Source organism: Stenotrophomonas sp. SAM-B, assembly GCF_013387485.1.
Lineage (GTDB): Bacteria > Pseudomonadota > Gammaproteobacteria > Xanthomonadales > Xanthomonadaceae > Stenotrophomonas > Stenotrophomonas maltophilia_AA.
In genome coordinates, this window is the sequence record NZ_JABBXB010000002.1 from 233,282 (window position 1) to 248,924 (window position 15,643).

Below are 15,643 nucleotides of genomic sequence, written 5' to 3' on the forward strand. Positions count from 1 at the left end.
GTGGGTGTCGTGGAGCCAAGGCATCCATGACACCAGCCTCACGTCTGTCCTTCTCCCGCCTGGCGGACTACCATCGTCGAGATATGGACAAAAAACGCACTGTCAGCGATTGCCACGCCACCGACCGCCCCGTCGCAGCCCTGGCCACGCGACATCCCCATGGTGAACATATCCGTCCGCACAGCCACGCGCGGGCGCAGTTGATCCATGCACTCAGCGGCGTGCTGACGGTCGTCAGCGCTGCTGGAAGCTGGGTGGTGCCGGCCGGCAGGGCGGTGTGGATGCCTGAAAATGTCGTCCACGGAATCCACATCGCCGGCAATGTCGCCATGCGGACCCTCTACCTTGCACCGCAGGTGCGGTCCGGCCTTCCCACCCACTGCGAGGTCATCGAGGTATCCGCGCTGCTGCGTGAGGCCATCATTGCTGCTACCGCGATCCGCCTGGATTACGGCAATGGGGGGCGCGACCAGCGCGTCATGGACCTGATCCTTGACGAGATCGAAGTGGCTCCCCGGCTTCAACTGCATGTCCCGCTGCCGCGCAATCTCAAGCTGCTGCGCCTTTGCGAACGAATGATCACCGAGCCCGCTGAACCGGTAACGCTGGAAGGCCTGGCGCGCGAGATGAACACAAGCGGGCGAACGGTGGCGAGGCTGTTCCATCGAGAAGTCGGCATGAGTTTTGGCGACTGGCGGCGGCGAATGTGCCTTTTGCTCAGCCTGCCGCGTCTCGCCTCGGGCGTCTCCATCCTCGAGGTCTCGCTGGAGCATGGGTATCAGAGCCCAAGCGCGTTCTCGGCCATGTTTCGCCGCTCTCTTGGGGTGTCACCAACGGAGTATCTGGTCTCCAAAGTGTGAGGTTTTCGGGCTGAGCCGAAGAGGAGGATGTCCTTCACGCTCTCTCTACGTCGCCCAGCTTCAACTGAATGCCGGTCATGGCTCTGGCGTAAAGGCCGCTATAGTCCGAACACCCCATAAGAAGGAGGCAGTGCAATGATTCTGACCAAACAACACCTGACGACCGCGCGTACGCTTGCTGTGGCGCTTGTCGCTACCGTGGGCCTGAGTGCCTGTGCGACCTACAAAGACGAGTTTGCAACGATCAACTCCCGCCTCGACCAGCTCGACGTGAAGGTGCAGGGCGCGGCGCAGAGCGCAGAGTCCGCCAATCAGTCGGCGCAGCAGGCCAACCAGCGTCTCGATCAGATCGAGGGCCGCGTCCAGCAGCTCGAACAAGCACCGCGTCGCAAGCCGCGCGGCTGATCGTTCCCGCACCATGTATCACGCAAGTAACGTGTGAATCGGAAACCAGTGGCCTTTGCGGGCCACTGGTTTCCTGTGGTTGTACAGTCTTCAATGCAAGGAATTGTCCCATCCGTACGCACTCATACCCTGTAACCCGGGCCCTGCGTGGCGCATTGGCCGTAGCGCTGGCGTTCACGAGCATCGGCGTGGCCAGCGCCGAGGATGCTCCCGCTCAGCCAGCCGCCGCCGTCGATGAGCTTCCGCAAGGGCAGAACGTGTCCGAGACCGTGATTGAACTCGCGGGCTGGATCGTCGCGAGCAAGGACAGCCAAGGCTATCCGTTCGCGATCATGGACAAGGCCGCTGCGCAGATCCTGGTCTTCGACGGCGAAGGTCGGCTTCGCGGTGCCGCTCCCGGGCTGTTCGGCTCGGCGACCGGCGACCATATCGCGCCGGGGATCGCCGGTCTCGCCCTGCGCGAAATTCCAGGCCGGGATCGCACGACGCCCGCCGGGCGCTTTGTGGGCGGCTTCGGGCCGTCCATTGACGCGGGCCGCGTCTTGTGGGTGGACTACGATTCCGCCGTCTCCATCCACCCGACGGCGACGGGCGTCCCGAAAGAGCGACGCGCCGAGCGGCTGGCATCGGCGTCGCCGGACGACAATCGTGTCACCCATGGCTGCATCAATGTCTCGCCGGCCTTCTACGAGCAGATCATTCAATCCACGTTCGAGCGCGGCGGGGTGTTCTACGTGCTGCCCGACAAAGCCTCGATAGCGGAGACCTTCCCTGAGTTCGCGAAGAGTCGCGCGACCGCGCAGGCGAAGGATGGAGCAGACGCGGGTGCCACCGGCAAGTAGGCCGGCGTGATCGGCCAAGGCCGTCACGCACCCCCCGTTGCTGTCATGGGTCGAGCGACGCCTCAAAACTGTAGGGGTCGCCCGGATCCGAAAAGTGCAGCAGATAGCGCGCGATGCGCGTGCTGCCGTCGGACAGCAGATAGTCCACCTGCAGGCCGATCGGATGGTTTTCCTGCTCAGCTCCCAGGTAGGCATTGCTGGGATAGCTGAACCCACCACGGGGCGCTTCCCGGACGGCCGCGCAGGTGCCAAACAGCGGCGGCAGGATGTACAGGCGATCACTGTGCAGCAGGAGCACCGTCGTGTAGCGGACGCTCGCGCCACTGCCGGCGTGCCGGACATCCAGACACACCGAGCTGCCGCGCTGCCAGGCTGTTACGTCTGCGACGCTCTCAGGATGGATGTGCGCGCCGTTGGCCCGTCGCTCTGGTCCGAGGCTGACGGCGCTGCCCAGCGGCCAGCGCCGCGCATCCACCATCACGGCCTGGCCATCAAAGGCAACGTCGGGGGTTCCCTTCGGTGGCGACATGGCCAAATCGCCCGGCGTGGTCCACAGCGGCTGATCGTAGCGCCTCAGTGCCTGGCGCATCGAGGTCACCCAGATGCAGTTTCGCGGCGATTCCGCGCAGGGCAGCGCCAACGGTGTCCCGGCGTCCGGGAACAGGTTGCCGCCTAGTGACCGGTAGAACTCAGCATAGTCAGTGAACGGAACGGGCGCGGCATGGGCTGCCGCTGACAGGGACAGGCTCAGCACGCCAGCCAATGCAATGTGGAAGGTGTTCATCGTGAGGAATAGTGCCCGAAATGCCCCTCCAGTATTTCGATGCGTGACGTGTCGACCACGGCGGCGACGTAGCCGTCCGGCCGGATCAGCAGCCACTCGCCCGGTTGCACGCCATAGGCCTCGACGAAGTGCCCCTCGACATCGTGCAGGTCGCCAGCCGGGCCGATGACGTGGACGCGCAACCCCGCACGCGAGGGGGCGTTGGACCGATCGCAGGCGTAGCCGAGCAATGTCCAATGCGTTCCGCGCAGCACGTCGAACAGGCGTACGCGCTGTCCACCCGCGCCCTGCAGCGGCGCATCCGGCGCCCGACTGCCCGGCGCGATGCGCCCGCTACGGGCGTCGGCAGGCAGCGTGAGTGACGATTCTGGATAGGCGAGATCGAGCTGCTGCACGTCGCGCCCGCGGCGGTTGTCGCCGCGCTGGGCCTGGGCGAGCAGCGTCGTGGCAAGCCCGAGCATCGAGGCTGCAATGGGGCGGCGCTCTTCCTCGTAGGTATCCAGCAGGGCCTGCGGCGCACCCTTCAACACCGCGGCCAGTTTCCAGCCGAGGTTGTAGGCATCCTGCGCGCTGGTGTTCAGGCCCTGGCCGCCCGTCGGCGGATGCGTGTGGGCGGCGTCGCCGATGAGGAACACGCGGCCGTCGCGGTACCGGTCGGCCAAGCGCGCGTTCATCCGGTACGCCGACGCCCAACAGACATCGAGCACCGCGAGATCGTCGCGGCCGGTACGCATGCGCACCATGTCCGCCAGCCCGTCGACGGAAAGATCCACGTCACCGTCGAGCGGCACGGGGGCCTGCAGCTGGAACAGCGCTGTTCCCATGAGCGGGCACAGCGAGATGCGCCGCGCCATGTCGTCCTCGTTGAAGCTGTGCCAGGCATCGCGCGGCAGTCCCTTCAGCACGATGTCGGCCACCACCGCGCGCACGCCCAGTGTTTTGCCCGGAAAGCCGATATCCAGTGCCTGCCGCACGAAGCTGCGGCCGCCATCGGCGCCGACCAGATAGCGCGCCTGAAGCGTCTGCTCCCCGGTGGGGGTGGCAAGACGAACGGTCACGCCGTTGGCGTCCTGCTCGAAGCCGATCAGTCCATGCCCGAACTCGACCTGGTGGCCCAGCTCGGCCAGACGATCGCGCATCACGGCCTCGGTGAGGAACTGCGGAACCATCAGCGGCTGGCGGTAGGGTTCGGCGGGCGTGGCCGGTGCGCCCTCGACGACCGCCGTGTCCATGCTGCTTCCATCGGCGCGATGGATCCGGGACACAGGGTAGGGCCCACCGACCGCGAACAGCCGATCGAGGATGCCCATGTCCTCGAAGACTTCCTGGCTGCGCGGCTGGATGCCTTTGCCGCGTGAGCCATGGAAGGGGTGTTCACGCTGCTCCACCAGGCGGAATGCCACGCCGCGGCGGGCCAGTTCGATGGCCAGGGTGAGGCCGGCAGCGCCGGCGCCGCAGATCACTACTTCAGGGGTCGTCCCCATGTCGCTGCTCCAGGTGTGTGTAATATGCACTTACTTGGAGGGGATGCTATGCCTGCGAAAAAGAAGGTGCAAGATACACATAATTCGGCCGCGCTGAAGTCGCTGCACCTGTCCATGGTCAGCCTCGCCAGCGTGATGAATCGGCCGCGCAACGATGAGCGGCTGATCCAGGAGGCTGGGGTGACGCTGGACCAGGCCCTGTTCCGCCTGCTGGTGGTGATCGAGCGGGTCGGCCCCATTGGCGTAGTGGACCTGGCCGACCGGCTGGGCCGCGACTACACCACCATCAGCCGGCAGGTCGCCAAACTGGCGGCGATGGAGCTGGTGACACGTCGTGGAAACCCCGAGGACCGCCGCATCCGTGAGGCGACCATCGCGCCGAAGGGCAAGGCCATGACCGATCGGCTGGACGCGGCACGCGAGCGGATCGGCAGGGAGATCTTCGCGTCGTGGTCCGCGCAGGATGTATCGGAGCTGGTCCGTTTGATGGCACAGTTCGCCAGCGCGCTGGAAGCCCGCGAGCGGGAGCCGTAACGACGCACCGCGGACCTTTCAGCGCCTCCGCCCGTCGCTTGCACGCCCCTGTCAGAACCTCAAGGCATCACACGTGAAAGGATTCCTGCTGCTTCCGCTGCTGCTTGCGGTGTCGTTACCCGCCAGTGCCATCGTCATTCGCCACGATGTGGAGGATGCCGCGTACCGCGTTCCTGCCAGCGAGTCTCCCGCTCTCGCGGACATGCCCGGCGAGGGTCACGGCGCGCTGATCGCACCACAGTGGGTCCTGACCGCCGCGCACACGCTGCCGATGCATGCCGGGCTCAAGCAGGTGGTGATCAACGGAACCGCGCGGGAGGTTGAGCGCGTCATCACCCATCCGGGCTACAGGACCCTGCCGCAGACGTTGATCGATCAGGCCATGGCCAGTGGCGAGGCGATGTTGATCGTGGTGTTTCTCGCCTCGGGCGATGATGTTGCGCTGATCCGGTTGAAGACGCCGGTCACGGACGTAACGCCGGTGGCCCTGTACAGCGACAGCGACGAGGCCGGTCAGATCGCGAAAATCCTGGGGAAGGGCGCAACGGGTACCGGCGCCACCGGGCATTCTCCCAACGGCCCCAATCGCACCGAGCTCCGGCGTGCGTTCAACCGGATCACCAGTGCCTACGACCGCTGGCTCTGCTACGTGTTCGACGAACCGCCGGAAGCGTTGCCCCTCGAGGGCGTGCTGGGCAACGGCGACAGCGGTGGCCCGGTGCTCATCGAGCGCGATGGCCAGTGGCTGCTGGCCGGGCAGGGGGCCTGGAAGGTCGTGCAGGGTAATGTGCTGACGGCTCGACCCGGGCGCTATGGCCAGGTGACCTGCAATGTGCGGATGAGCCACTACGCGGGTTGGATTCAACGCGTGATGTCCGAGCAGCCGTAGGCAGTGCGATCTGGACGTTGCGCGTCATGGCAGTGGCGAGCGTCGCCACGCGACGTCCGCTGCGTCACGTGTGGACCGTCCGTGGCCCACACGCACCCTGCTGCGCAGATCAGCCCGCCTGACCCAACCGTACCTTCAGCTGGTCGATCTCCGCCTCGCTGACGCCGATGGACTTCAGGTAGCCCTCGGCACCGCCGTACTGCTGATGCAGGGCCACCAGGACCATCTCCATGTTCTCCGGCGCGGTGCCCGACATGCCGGCCATCTTTCTGCCGATCTCCGGGTTCTGTCTGATCAGTTCCATGATCTGCGCGTTCATCGCGCTGTCCTTGGGCTGGCCTTCCAGGTAATGCGCGGAGATCGCATAGTTGTGCACGATGTCCGCGCGCGGGACGCCGGCCAGGTCGAGCAGCAGCCCGGCGATGATGCCGGTACGGTCCTTGCCGGCGGTGCAATGGAACAGCACGGTGCCGTCGCGCTCGGCGGCAATGCGCTGGAAGACCTGCTTGAACTGCGGCTGGCTGTGATCCAGCCATTGCACGTAGGCCGCGCCGAGCGAGTCCGGGAACGTCGTCATCATTTTCTGCAGGTCCATCTTCTCGGTCCCCATCAGCGAGGTGCGCTGGTAGGCGAAGCGGGGATCGTCGGCCAGCAGGTCCGGCGACTGCGCCTGCTCATCGGCGGTGCGCAGGTCGATATCCAGCGTGACGCCGGCGGCGGCCAGTGCGTCGCGGTCGGCGGCGGTCAGGCGACCGAGGTCCGAAGTGCGCACGAACGCGCTGGCCGGGATCGGCCCATGGGTGCCCTGCAGGCCGGCAAACGTGCGCGTGTTCCATGCGCCCTGCAGCGGAATGACGCGCTGTGCGTCGGCGGCGACCGGCTGCACGTTGGTGGTGCGCGTGGCGGCGGCAGCAGTCTCGGCGACCGGCGCGCGGGCCAGTACGATACCGGCGCCGGTGAGCATCGGCAGGCTCAGGGCCATGGCAAGGGCGAGTGGGGTGCTTCGGTTCTTCATCGGAATCTCCAGGGCGATCAGAAGGTGACGGTGACGTCCAGGCCATAGGTGCGCGGATCATTGAAGATCCCGCTCTGGCCGAGGGACGCGTTGTTGAGCTTGTAGAACAGGTGTTCTTCGTCGAGCAGGTTGCGCGCCCACAGCGAGACGGCCAGGGTCGAGCCCGTGCTGTTGAGGGGGACGTCGATCAGCGCCACGCGGGCGTTCACGATGAAGGAGCTGTCGGTGAGCATCTGGTCGTACTCGCTGGTGTAGTAGCCGTCGGACCAGTTGCCGTCGAGGTGGAACTTGAGCGCGGAGAAATTGGCGAACGGCAGCAGGTAGTCCAACGACACGCTGCCGGCGTTCTTCGGCGCCAGCAGCGGCTGCACGGTGACCTGCACGCCCGCGCCGAACGGGTCGACCGCGCTCTGCGCATCGATCCGGGTGTAGGCGTAGTTCAGGCCGACGGTGAGGTTGTCCACCGGCATCACGTTGAATTCCAGCTCCGCACCGCGCGAGGTGCCGTTGCTGAGCGCGTTGGTGGTCACCATCGTGGTGCGGGTCTCGCCGCTGTTGGGGTCGAAGGGCAGCGAGAAATCCATCTGCTTGTGCTCGATCTTCGAATCGAACAGCGCCAGGTTCAGGCGCGCGCGGTTGTCCCAGAACTGCGACTTGAAGCCGAGCTCGAGCGCGGTGACCTCTTCCGGGGCGAAGGCGGTGTAGGTCGTGGAGCGCGAGTTGGCGCCGCCGGCCTTGAAGCCGGTGCTGTACTTGGCATACACCATCGCGTTTTCGCCGAGGTCGTAGGCGATGTTCACCATTGGGTCGAAGCGTCCCCACGCATCGTCGAAGGCAAGATCGGTGGCCGCGCCGTTGACGATGTACAGGCTGCCCTTCTTGTCATCCCGCGTGTAGCGGCCACCGGCGGTCAGGTGCAGACGCTCGAGGGAGGCCGGTGTCCAGGTGGCTTGGCCGAAGATGCCCAGGCTGTCGGTCCACGCCTTGCTGGCACGATCGACGCGCACGTTGCCCAGGTTCAACGGGTTGGTGGCGGGATTGAGCGTGTAGCTGTTGCCGCCCGGCCCCCACAGCAGCATGTTGGGGGTCTGCGCGTTGTCGCCGGCGGTTTCGTGATAGTAGAAGGCGCCCGCCAGGAACTGGACCTGCGAGGTGGTGCCGATCAGCTGGAATTCCTGGCTGTACTGGTGCTGGTAGACCTGGGCCAGGCTGTAGCGGCCGAACGGCGTGTTCGGGCCGCCATAGGCGGAGATCGCGTCGACCAGGCCCATGTCGAACTGGCCCTGGGTCAGTTCGCGGTAGGAGCTGATCGACTTCAGTTCCAGGCTGTCGCTGAGCGTCCAGCCGAGGTTGAGCAGGTGGCCGCTGGTGCGGCCGATGTTGTCTTCCTGCGGGCCACCGAGAATGGCGGAATCACGTCGATCTTCGTTGGCGCCGGCTTTCTGCAGCGGGCTCACGTAGGGGCCCGGGACCAGCAGCTGGGTGTGGTACGGCGTGGTGGCATCGTAGGAGCGGTCGAAGGCATACAGCGCGGAGAAGTCGTCGCTGGGCTGCCACAGCGCGGTGATGCGGGCGCCGCGCTTGTCGTAACTGTTGAAGTCGCGCTCGCCACGCATCGGGTTGTCGGTGGTCCCGCCGCGCGTGGCCTGCACGGCGTCGATCTTGAAGCTGACGTCGCCCACTTTCGGCAGATCCAGGTGCAGGCCGGTGGTGTAGCCGCTGTAGTTGGAGACGCCTGCGCTCACGCGGCCACCGAACTCGCCGGTGGGCTGTCGGGTGACGATGCTGAGTGCGCCGCCTTCGGTGTTGCGGCCGAACAGTGTGCCCTGCGGACCCTTCAACACCTCGATGCGCTCCACGTCGTACAGCATGCTGCCCAGGCCCTGCGCGCGGCCCATGAACACACCGTCGACATACACGCCAACGCCCGCATCGCGTGCGGGCTGGTTGGCATCACCGGAGGCGCCGATGCCGCGGATGCCGATGTTCAGCGCCGAGCTGCGGGTCGCGAACGGGGTGACCCGCAGCGAGGGGATCGAGCCATCGGACAGGCTGCCGATCGAGATCGCGCTGCGGTCCTTCAGTGCTTCGGCATCTACCACGGAGACCGAGATCGGGGTGTCCTGCAGATTGGTGGCACGCTTCTGGGCGGTGACGACCACCTGATCCAGCGCGACGACGTCGCGGGCGGCGCTATCGGTGGTCGTGGCGGTATCCGCGTCGTTGGCCAGGGCGAGGCCGGGCAGGGCGGTGGCGATGGCGAGGGCTAACAGGTGGCGGTGCAGCTGGGCGTGGCGCATCGGAGTGTTCATGGAAGGAGGGGGCCGGCGCAGTCTGGGCGCGCAAAATGACAGATGAATGACCGTTCATTCAGCCGCCGGCTGTCGTACCATCCGTCCTCAACTGGACGCCTGCCATGACGAGCAATGACGCTTAATTCCCTTTCCGGCGCCGCCGATGACACCGCCGCCGCCCGTGCGGAAGCGCAGCGACAACGCATCCTCGATGCCGCGCAGCGCTGCTTCATCGCCCGTGGTTTCCACGCCGGCTCGATCAGCGACATCGCCGCGGAGGCGGAGATCAGCCAAGGCTTGATGTACCGCTATTTCCAGAACAAGCGCGCACTGATCCTGGCCTTGATCGAACGGCAGCTCGCGCACGACGAGGAGGCGATCGGCCACATGCCGGCCGCCGCCGATCTGGTCGACGGGCTGCTGCGCTGCTACCAGCTGTGGGCGCGCGGCGAGACGCTGGAGACCCGCGGCAATGCCATCGCCAATGTCGCGCTGTATGCGGAGATCACCGCCGAAGCGCATCGCGATCCCGTGGTGGCCGAGGTGCTGCGCCGGCACGACAGGCTGACCAGTGCGGCGATCACCGCGTGGTTGCGGCAGCACGACATCGCGCGCGGCCGCACCCCCGAAGACGCCGATCTGGAACGCCGCACGTTGTTGATGCGGTTGCTGGTCGAAGGCCTGGCGATGCGTGCCGTTCGCGATCCGGACCTCGCGGCGGAGACCGTGCGGGGGCTGCTGGCGGTGGCGATTGCGAGCGTGCTGGCCGAGTGAGACGTAGTCACCCGGGGTCGAGGAGGGTGACGTCTGTGCCGGGTCCTACCCCATGAGTGGACGCTAGAACGGCAGCCATTTAACGGGACGGTACAGCGCCGTGCGCACACTGGTTTCCTCTGCAACGCCCCTCATGCACCGGAACCGGAGATCCCATGTCCTTTAAAGCCCTTCTCGCCACGCGAAGCGATGACAGCATCACGGCTGGCGTCGTCGACCTGACCGAACAGGATCTGATGCCCGGCGACGTGACCGTTGCCGTGGAGTATTCCACGGTGAACTACAAGGACGCGCTGGCGCTGAGCGGCCGTTCGCCCGTGATCCGTACCTTCCCGCTGATCCCCGGCATCGATCTGGCCGGCGTGGTCGAGAGCTCCAGCCATCCGGGTTACGCCGCCGGCGACCGTGTGCTGGTCAACGGCTGGGGCTTGAGCCAGACCCATCACGGCGGCTATGCACAGAAGGCGCGCGTGCCGGGCGAGTGGCTGGTGAAGATTCCCGAGGCCTTCTCCAGCCGCGACGCGATGGCGATCGGCACCGCCGGCTATACCGCGATGCTGTCGGTGCTGGCGTTGGAACATGGCGGTGTATCACCGGACCAGGGTGACATCCTGGTCACCGGCGCCAACGGTGGTGCCGGCTCCATCGCGATCGCGCTGTTGTCCGCGCTCGGCTACCGGGTGGTCGCCTCGACCGGCCGGCTGGAAGAGTCCGACTATCTCAAGGCGCTGGGCGCGGCCGAGATCATCGACCGCGCCACGCTGTCCCAACCGGGTGCGCCGATCGCCAAGGAACGCTGGGCGGGTGCGATCGATGCGGTGGGCAGCCATACCTTGGCCAACGTGCTCGCACAGACCCGCTATCGCGGTGTGGTGGCGGCCTTCGGTCTGGCCCAGGGGGCCGATCTGCCGGGCTCCGTGCTGCCTTTCATCCTGCGCAACGTGACGCTGGCCGGCATCGATTCGGTCAACGCGCCCTACGCAGCGCGCGAGCAGGCGTGGACGCGCCTGGCCAGCGATCTCGACCTGGGCAAGCTGGCACGCACCACGCAGGTGATCGGGCTGGCCGAGGTGCCTGCACTTGCCGGGCAGGTACTGCAGGGCCGCGTGCAGGGCCGCACCGTAGTGGACGTCAACGCGTGATCCGGCCCGCACACGCGGGCGAGGGGCAGCACGCGCCTGCGGTTGATCAACGCCCTACGCCGGCGGCGGGTGGGCGCCCTGCAGCGGCTTGACCAGATGTTCGGCCATGGCCTTGTAGATCGGCACGCGGCACACCAGGCCGGAGACGCCGCGCGCGATCAGCACCGTCGCCAGAATGGGCAGCAGCATGTCGCTGCTGTCCGTCAGTTCCAACGAAATGACCGCGGAGGTCAGCGGTGCCTGGGTCACCCCGGTGAGGTAGGCACACATCCCAAGCAGGACGAAGATGCGCTCATCGACCGAGGGCATGATGGCGGCGAGGTTGTGGCCCAGACCGGCGCCGACGGCCAGGGCGGGCGAGAACAGCCCGCCGGGAATGCCGGCGACATAGGACACCAGATTGGCGAGGAGCTTCATGAGGCCGAACTCGTGGCCGACCGAGGGCGCGCCCTGGACCAGCCCCCTGGCCTGCTCGTAGCCGGTGCCGAAGGCGCCCGCACCAAAGGCCGCCGCCAGCAGGACCAGGGCGAGCCCGCACAGGGCAGCCAACAGGACGGGATGGCGCTGCCGCAGCTGACCCAGCCAGCGTGGTCGGCCTGCCATGGTCAGCAGCACGGCGTTGGCGAACACACCGCCCAGCAGGCCCGCGACGACGCCGCACAGGACGATCGCCAGCCAGGCCTGGCCGAGCGGCAGGGTCGCGGTGACTTTGCCGAAGTAGGTGTAGTTGCCGAGCAGGCCCAGGGACACCACGCCACCCACGATGACCGCGGTCAGCAGCGTGCCGGAGAAGCGGTGCTCGAAACGGCCGCTGAGTTCTTCGATGGCAAACACGATGCCCGCCAGCGGCGTGTTGAACGCGGCCGCGATACCGGCTGCGCCCCCGGCCAGCAGAAAGTGCGACAGCTCCTTGGGATCGCGGAATCCGAACCATCGCCCGAACATGTACATCACGCTGGCGCCGACATGCACGGTAGGGCCCTCGCGGCCCACCGAGGCGCCCCCGAGCAGGGACAGGGTGGTCAGGGCGAGTTTGCCTGCCGATACGCCCAGCGAGAGGTTGTCCCGCCGAAACGTCGGTGTCGGCACATCGAGCGCCGCGATTACCTGCGGAATTCCGCTGCCCCGCGTGGGTTTGAGTGCGCCACTGGTCAGCCATGCCAGCAGCGCGAAGACCGCCGGGGTCACCAGCAATGCCCACCAGATCGAGTGGGCGATGATCGACTGGAACACCCTGAAGGCGGCGTCGCTGGCCTTGGCGAACACGATCGCGACCAGGGCCACGGCCACCGCACCGCCCCACAAGGCCGCACGGCGCTTCCACGCATCCCTGGAAAGAAGAGGGCGTTGAGGGTCGGGTGAGGTCATGCACCGCATTGTCTCACGGCGATCCGCCGGTCTTTTCACTGAATCTGTCGGTTTGCGCTCGCATTGCCGGCATGCGTCGCTCGAGTTTCCATGCGCACTTCAAGTCGGTCACGGCGATGAGCCCGCTGGAGTTCAGGGCGCAGTTGCGGAAGCGGGAGGCGCGTTCGCGGCTGTTCGGGATGCCGCCGGCGACGGATGCGCAGAGACTGAGGTTGGCCGACGCATGAGCGTTGGCGTGCCGGTTGCGGCGGGATGTAGCGGGAGGAGCTGCGGGACACCGTGGTGTGGCCGCACTCCCATGTTGCCCGGGCAATGAGCGGGTAGAACCGCCGGTCAGACCGGGGCGAAACCGCGGGTGGTCTTCTTTTCGTTCTTCTCCGCCTTCTTTTCCTTGGCGGTCTTGGCAGGTTTCTTCTTCTGCTCTTTCTGTTTGTTCAGGCCTTTGGCCATGGCGACGCTCTCCAGTTGGTTGCAACGGGGCGAGCATGGCACATCCGGTGGCGGACAGGGCGCCAGGGCGCGTCAGCCGCCTTGGTGATATCAACGGTTGCTCGGGCATGTCTTTGTAACGATGTCCGGTGCGACCTCCCCGCAGTGCGATACGCCTGCTGCGGCGTCCTCCGGCCCATCGCCCGTCTCGCCGTCCACGGCATCCACGCCGGCCAGTTGCCGGGCCAGCGCAACATTGGTGATGTGCCCCTGCAGAAAAAGCAGTCCGCCGAACAGGTTCATGCGCGTATCTCCACTTGAATGGAGTTGACGATAAGTTCAGGATGCGGGCATAAAAAGCGATATTCCTGCAAGCCACCCTTGAGCTGAGATCAAGTCAGATGTCCCGACCACCGCTGCAGGCGCTGCAGAACTTCGTCACCGCGGCGCGGCTGGGCAACCTGACCCGCGCGGCCGAGACGGTGAACCTCACGGTCAGCGCCCTCAGCCACCAGATGCGGCAACTGGAGCAGCGCCTCGGCTATCCGTTGTTGCTGCGCCAGCCACGCGGTGTGCGGGTCACGCCGGAAGGGCAGCGGTTGCTGGATCAGGTCGCACCCCATCTGGACGCGATCGGGCAGGCGTTCCAGCCGTTCGCGGCGCGCCATGACCGGGTCCTGACGGTGAGTGCGCTGCCTTCGATGGCCTCCAATTGGCTGGTGCCGCGACTGGGCAGGTTCGTCGCCGCCCATCCGCAGATCGAGATCAATCTGGAGTCCAGCGAACGCCTCACTGATTTCGCACGCCAGTTGCAGATCGACGCGGCGCTGCGCGTAGGTGCAGGCCAGTGGCCGGGGTTGACCGCCGAGCCGATGTTCGACGAGTGGCTGGTGCCGATGGCCAGTCCTGCACTCGTACAGCAGATGGGTGGTGTGGATGGCCAGCCCATCTCGGACTGGCCGCTGCTGGGCGACCCGGATGGCGAGTGGGACCGGTGGTTTGCGCTGGTCGATGACACTCCACCGGCGCGCTATGTGGCGATGCTCAATGATTCCGAAGCACACCATCGCGCCGCGCTGGATGGCATCGGCGTGGCGTTGGGGCGGGTGACGCGGGCGCGCCTGCTGCTCGATTCCGGGCAATTGATCGCGCTGTCACCGCACCGGCTGAAAACGCGCTGGTCGCACTGGCTGGTGTACCCGCCGCGATCGGCGACGCATCAGGGCTTCCTGGCTTTTCGCGATTGGCTGCACGCCGAAGCGGCCGAGCATGCATTGCACATGCGTACCGCGGGCTAACCGTGGAACGGGGCCGCGGGTTGGTCGTAGGAATCGATGACCCGGCGATGGCGGCTCATGTCGGGTCAGGCCAGTAGGCGCTGTCCGGGGTCGAGCGTGCGCCGAAAATGGCCTGGCCGACCCGTACGACCGTCGCACCTTCCTCGATGGCGATTTCGAAATCGCCCGACATGCCCATCGACAGTTCGTCCAGGCGGATGCCCTGTGGCAGCGTGGGGCGCAGCCGCTCGCGCAGGTCGCGCAGCCGTGTAAAGCACGGGCGTACCTGTTCCGGGTCCGACGAGAACAACGCCAGGGTCATCAGCCCGCGCACGCGCAGGTTCGGGAACGCCGGGAGCTGCTGCACGAAGTCGGCGACCTCGATCGGGTCCAGGCCGTACTTGCTGTCCTCACCGGAGGTGTTGACCTGCACGAAGACGTCCAGCGTGCGCTGCTCCAGTGCCAGCCGCTGATCCAGCGCCTGTGCCACCCGCAGGCTGTCCAGCGCCTGGAACTCACTGGCGAAGCGCGCCACGTCACGTGCCTTGTTGGTCTGCAGGTGGCCGATCACCGACCAGCGCAGGCCGGGCAGGTCGGCCATGGCCGCGGCTTTGCGCTGGGCTTCCTGCACCTTGTTCTCGCCGAGCTCGTGGCAGCCGGCTTCCCACGCCATGCGCAGGCGGGCTTCATCGACGGTCTTGCTGACCGGCAGCAGGCGTACGCCGGCCGGGTCGCGCCCGGCCAGTGCACAGGCGCGGACGATGCGTTCGCGCACCGCCTCCAGGTTGTGGCGGATCTCGTCGACGGTGGTGGCCTGGGGCCAGGTGGGGGCAGCGATGGGCATGGGGGCTCCGGAAGCGGGGACGGCTGCGGCGCGTCGGCGCGCCGGCAGGGCGGTCCCGTGACAACGGACAGGTTGTCATAGCGCTACTCGAAAATCACCGCCCGCCGATGTCACGGCGCCGCAGCGGAGTGCGGGCTGACGTAGTGCGACTGTTCGTCGTTGTTGAGGAAGATCAGCTCCGGCTTGCCCTGCCAGGAGGTCAGCATCGCGCCGGTGCTGTTCTGGTGCTTGACCACCAGGGTGGCGCCGCGGTCCGGGTTGGCGGTGACCTTGAACACTTCGGTGGTGCCGGTGGCATCGTCCAGGGTGAGGATCGCCTCGTCGCCGACATCGGCGGTGCCGTACCCGCCGCGCTCGGAGCCGTCGGCACCGATCAGGATCAGGCCCGACAGCGGTGACGCGCGCGGCCCCTGGGTGACGCCCTTGGTGAGCGGGTCGGGGACCGGCGCGCCGAGGATCACCCGCGCCTGGCCGTTGGCATCGCGGATGATCAGGCCCCGCGCGGTGATGACACGCTCATCGGACTGGCTCTGGTGCAGGCGCAGCGCGGTCCATCCGGAAACCACCAGAGCAAGGCTGGATACAACCAGCGTGGTGAGGGTCAGCGCGCGCGACATACCGTCTCCGGATCCTTGGAAGGGTGCGACCATACCGGATAGGCCATTCACGACACCAGTCGGAAAACTCTGGAATTGAATTCAG

Annotated in this window: 15 protein-coding genes and 2 pseudogenes; 9 read left to right on the forward strand and 8 right to left on the reverse strand. The window is 66.6% G+C overall.

Annotated elements, in window-relative coordinates; genetic code table 11:
* The first annotated feature begins 26 nt into the window (after positions 1 to 26).
* The 3 genes from HH110_RS05330 (at position 27) to HH110_RS05340 (ending at position 2,107) form a co-directional block, all read left to right on the forward strand.
* Positions 27 to 860, forward strand: coding sequence for a helix-turn-helix transcriptional regulator (locus HH110_RS05330; RefSeq protein WP_206677531.1), 834 nt, complete (start codon positions 27 to 29; stop codon positions 858 to 860).
* 135 nt (positions 861 to 995) lie between these two features.
* A complete protein-coding gene (locus HH110_RS05335; protein ID WP_088433391.1) occupies positions 996 to 1,265 on the forward strand; it encodes a hypothetical protein in 270 nt (89 codons plus the stop codon).
* A 155-nt stretch (positions 1,266 to 1,420) separates the two neighbouring features.
* On the forward strand, positions 1,421 to 2,107 hold the full coding sequence (locus HH110_RS05340; protein WP_176988692.1) for a L,D-transpeptidase: 687 nt from the start codon (positions 1,421 to 1,423) through the stop codon (positions 2,105 to 2,107).
* A 43-nt stretch (positions 2,108 to 2,150) separates the two neighbouring features.
* Here HH110_RS05340 and HH110_RS05345 read toward each other — a convergent pair whose 3' ends face one another.
* Complete coding sequence (locus tag HH110_RS05345) at positions 2,151 to 2,891, reverse strand: hypothetical protein (RefSeq protein ID WP_176988693.1); 741 nt, start codon at positions 2,889 to 2,891, stop codon at positions 2,151 to 2,153.
* A complete protein-coding gene (locus HH110_RS05350; RefSeq protein ID WP_176988694.1) occupies positions 2,888 to 4,375 on the reverse strand; it encodes an FAD-dependent oxidoreductase in 1,488 nt (495 codons plus the stop codon). Before HH110_RS05350 ends, HH110_RS05345 begins: the two co-directional genes overlap by 4 nt.
* Before the next feature lie 66 nt (positions 4,376 to 4,441).
* Here HH110_RS05350 and HH110_RS05355 point away from each other — a divergent pair, with 66 nt between their 5' ends.
* Both HH110_RS05355 and HH110_RS05360 read left to right on the forward strand, forming a co-directional pair.
* Positions 4,442 to 4,909 (forward strand): MarR family transcriptional regulator, encoded by a 468-nt coding sequence (locus HH110_RS05355; RefSeq protein WP_342589222.1) that lies wholly within the window; start codon positions 4,442 to 4,444, stop codon positions 4,907 to 4,909.
* Between the two features lie 73 nt (positions 4,910 to 4,982).
* Complete coding sequence (locus HH110_RS05360) at positions 4,983 to 5,798, forward strand: trypsin-like serine protease (RefSeq protein ID WP_176988696.1); 816 nt, start codon at positions 4,983 to 4,985, stop codon at positions 5,796 to 5,798.
* 109 nt (positions 5,799 to 5,907) lie between these two features.
* Here the strand turns inward: HH110_RS05360 and HH110_RS05365 are convergent, their stop codons facing one another.
* Both HH110_RS05365 and HH110_RS05370 read right to left on the reverse strand, forming a co-directional pair.
* Positions 5,908 to 6,813: a tyrosine-protein phosphatase gene (locus HH110_RS05365; RefSeq protein WP_176988697.1), complete on the reverse strand. Its 906-nt coding sequence runs from the start codon at positions 6,811 to 6,813 to the stop codon at positions 5,908 to 5,910.
* Positions 6,814 to 6,830: 17 nt separating this feature from the next.
* Positions 6,831 to 9,113 (reverse strand): TonB-dependent receptor, encoded by a 2,283-nt coding sequence (locus tag HH110_RS05370; protein WP_176988698.1) that lies wholly within the window; start codon positions 9,111 to 9,113, stop codon positions 6,831 to 6,833.
* A 126-nt stretch (positions 9,114 to 9,239) separates the two neighbouring features.
* Between HH110_RS05370 and HH110_RS05375 the strand changes: the two genes are divergently transcribed.
* The gene (locus HH110_RS05375) at positions 9,240 to 9,881 is read left to right on the forward strand and encodes a TetR/AcrR family transcriptional regulator (RefSeq protein WP_176988699.1); all 642 of its coding nucleotides are present in this window, start codon (positions 9,240 to 9,242) and stop codon (positions 9,879 to 9,881) included.
* A gap of 155 nt (positions 9,882 to 10,036) precedes the next feature.
* Positions 10,037 to 11,023 (forward strand): MDR family oxidoreductase, encoded by a 987-nt coding sequence (locus HH110_RS05380; RefSeq protein ID WP_176988700.1) that lies wholly within the window; start codon positions 10,037 to 10,039, stop codon positions 11,021 to 11,023.
* A 90-nt stretch (positions 11,024 to 11,113) separates the two neighbouring features.
* Here the strand turns inward: HH110_RS05380 and HH110_RS05385 are convergent.
* Positions 11,114 to 12,391: pseudogene (locus HH110_RS05385) on the reverse strand (chloride channel protein); the annotation flags it as partial.
* Between the two features lie 56 nt (positions 12,392 to 12,447).
* Between HH110_RS05385 and HH110_RS19380 the strand changes: the two are divergent.
* Positions 12,448 to 12,618 (forward strand): annotated as a pseudogene (locus HH110_RS19380) (AraC family transcriptional regulator); the annotation flags it as partial.
* A gap of 313 nt (positions 12,619 to 12,931) precedes the next feature.
* On the opposite strand, the gene HH110_RS05390 reads toward HH110_RS19380, so the two are convergent.
* Positions 12,932 to 13,123, reverse strand: coding sequence for a hypothetical protein (locus HH110_RS05390; protein ID WP_176988502.1), 192 nt, complete (start codon positions 13,121 to 13,123; stop codon positions 12,932 to 12,934).
* Between the two features lie 98 nt (positions 13,124 to 13,221).
* Between HH110_RS05390 and HH110_RS05395 the strand changes: the two genes are divergently transcribed.
* The gene (locus HH110_RS05395) at positions 13,222 to 14,118 is read left to right on the forward strand and encodes a LysR substrate-binding domain-containing protein (RefSeq protein ID WP_176988702.1); all 897 of its coding nucleotides are present in this window, start codon (positions 13,222 to 13,224) and stop codon (positions 14,116 to 14,118) included.
* Positions 14,119 to 14,173: 55 nt separating this feature from the next.
* On the opposite strand, the gene HH110_RS05400 is transcribed toward HH110_RS05395, so the two are convergent.
* Both HH110_RS05400 and HH110_RS05405 read right to left on the reverse strand, forming a co-directional pair.
* Entirely contained in the window at positions 14,174 to 14,941 is a 768-nt protein-coding gene (locus HH110_RS05400; RefSeq protein WP_176988703.1) for a YggS family pyridoxal phosphate-dependent enzyme, read from the reverse strand.
* A 110-nt stretch (positions 14,942 to 15,051) separates the two neighbouring features.
* Positions 15,052 to 15,558, reverse strand: coding sequence for a hypothetical protein (locus HH110_RS05405; protein WP_176988704.1), 507 nt, complete (start codon positions 15,556 to 15,558; stop codon positions 15,052 to 15,054).
* Between the last annotated feature and the right edge of the window lie 85 nt (positions 15,559 to 15,643).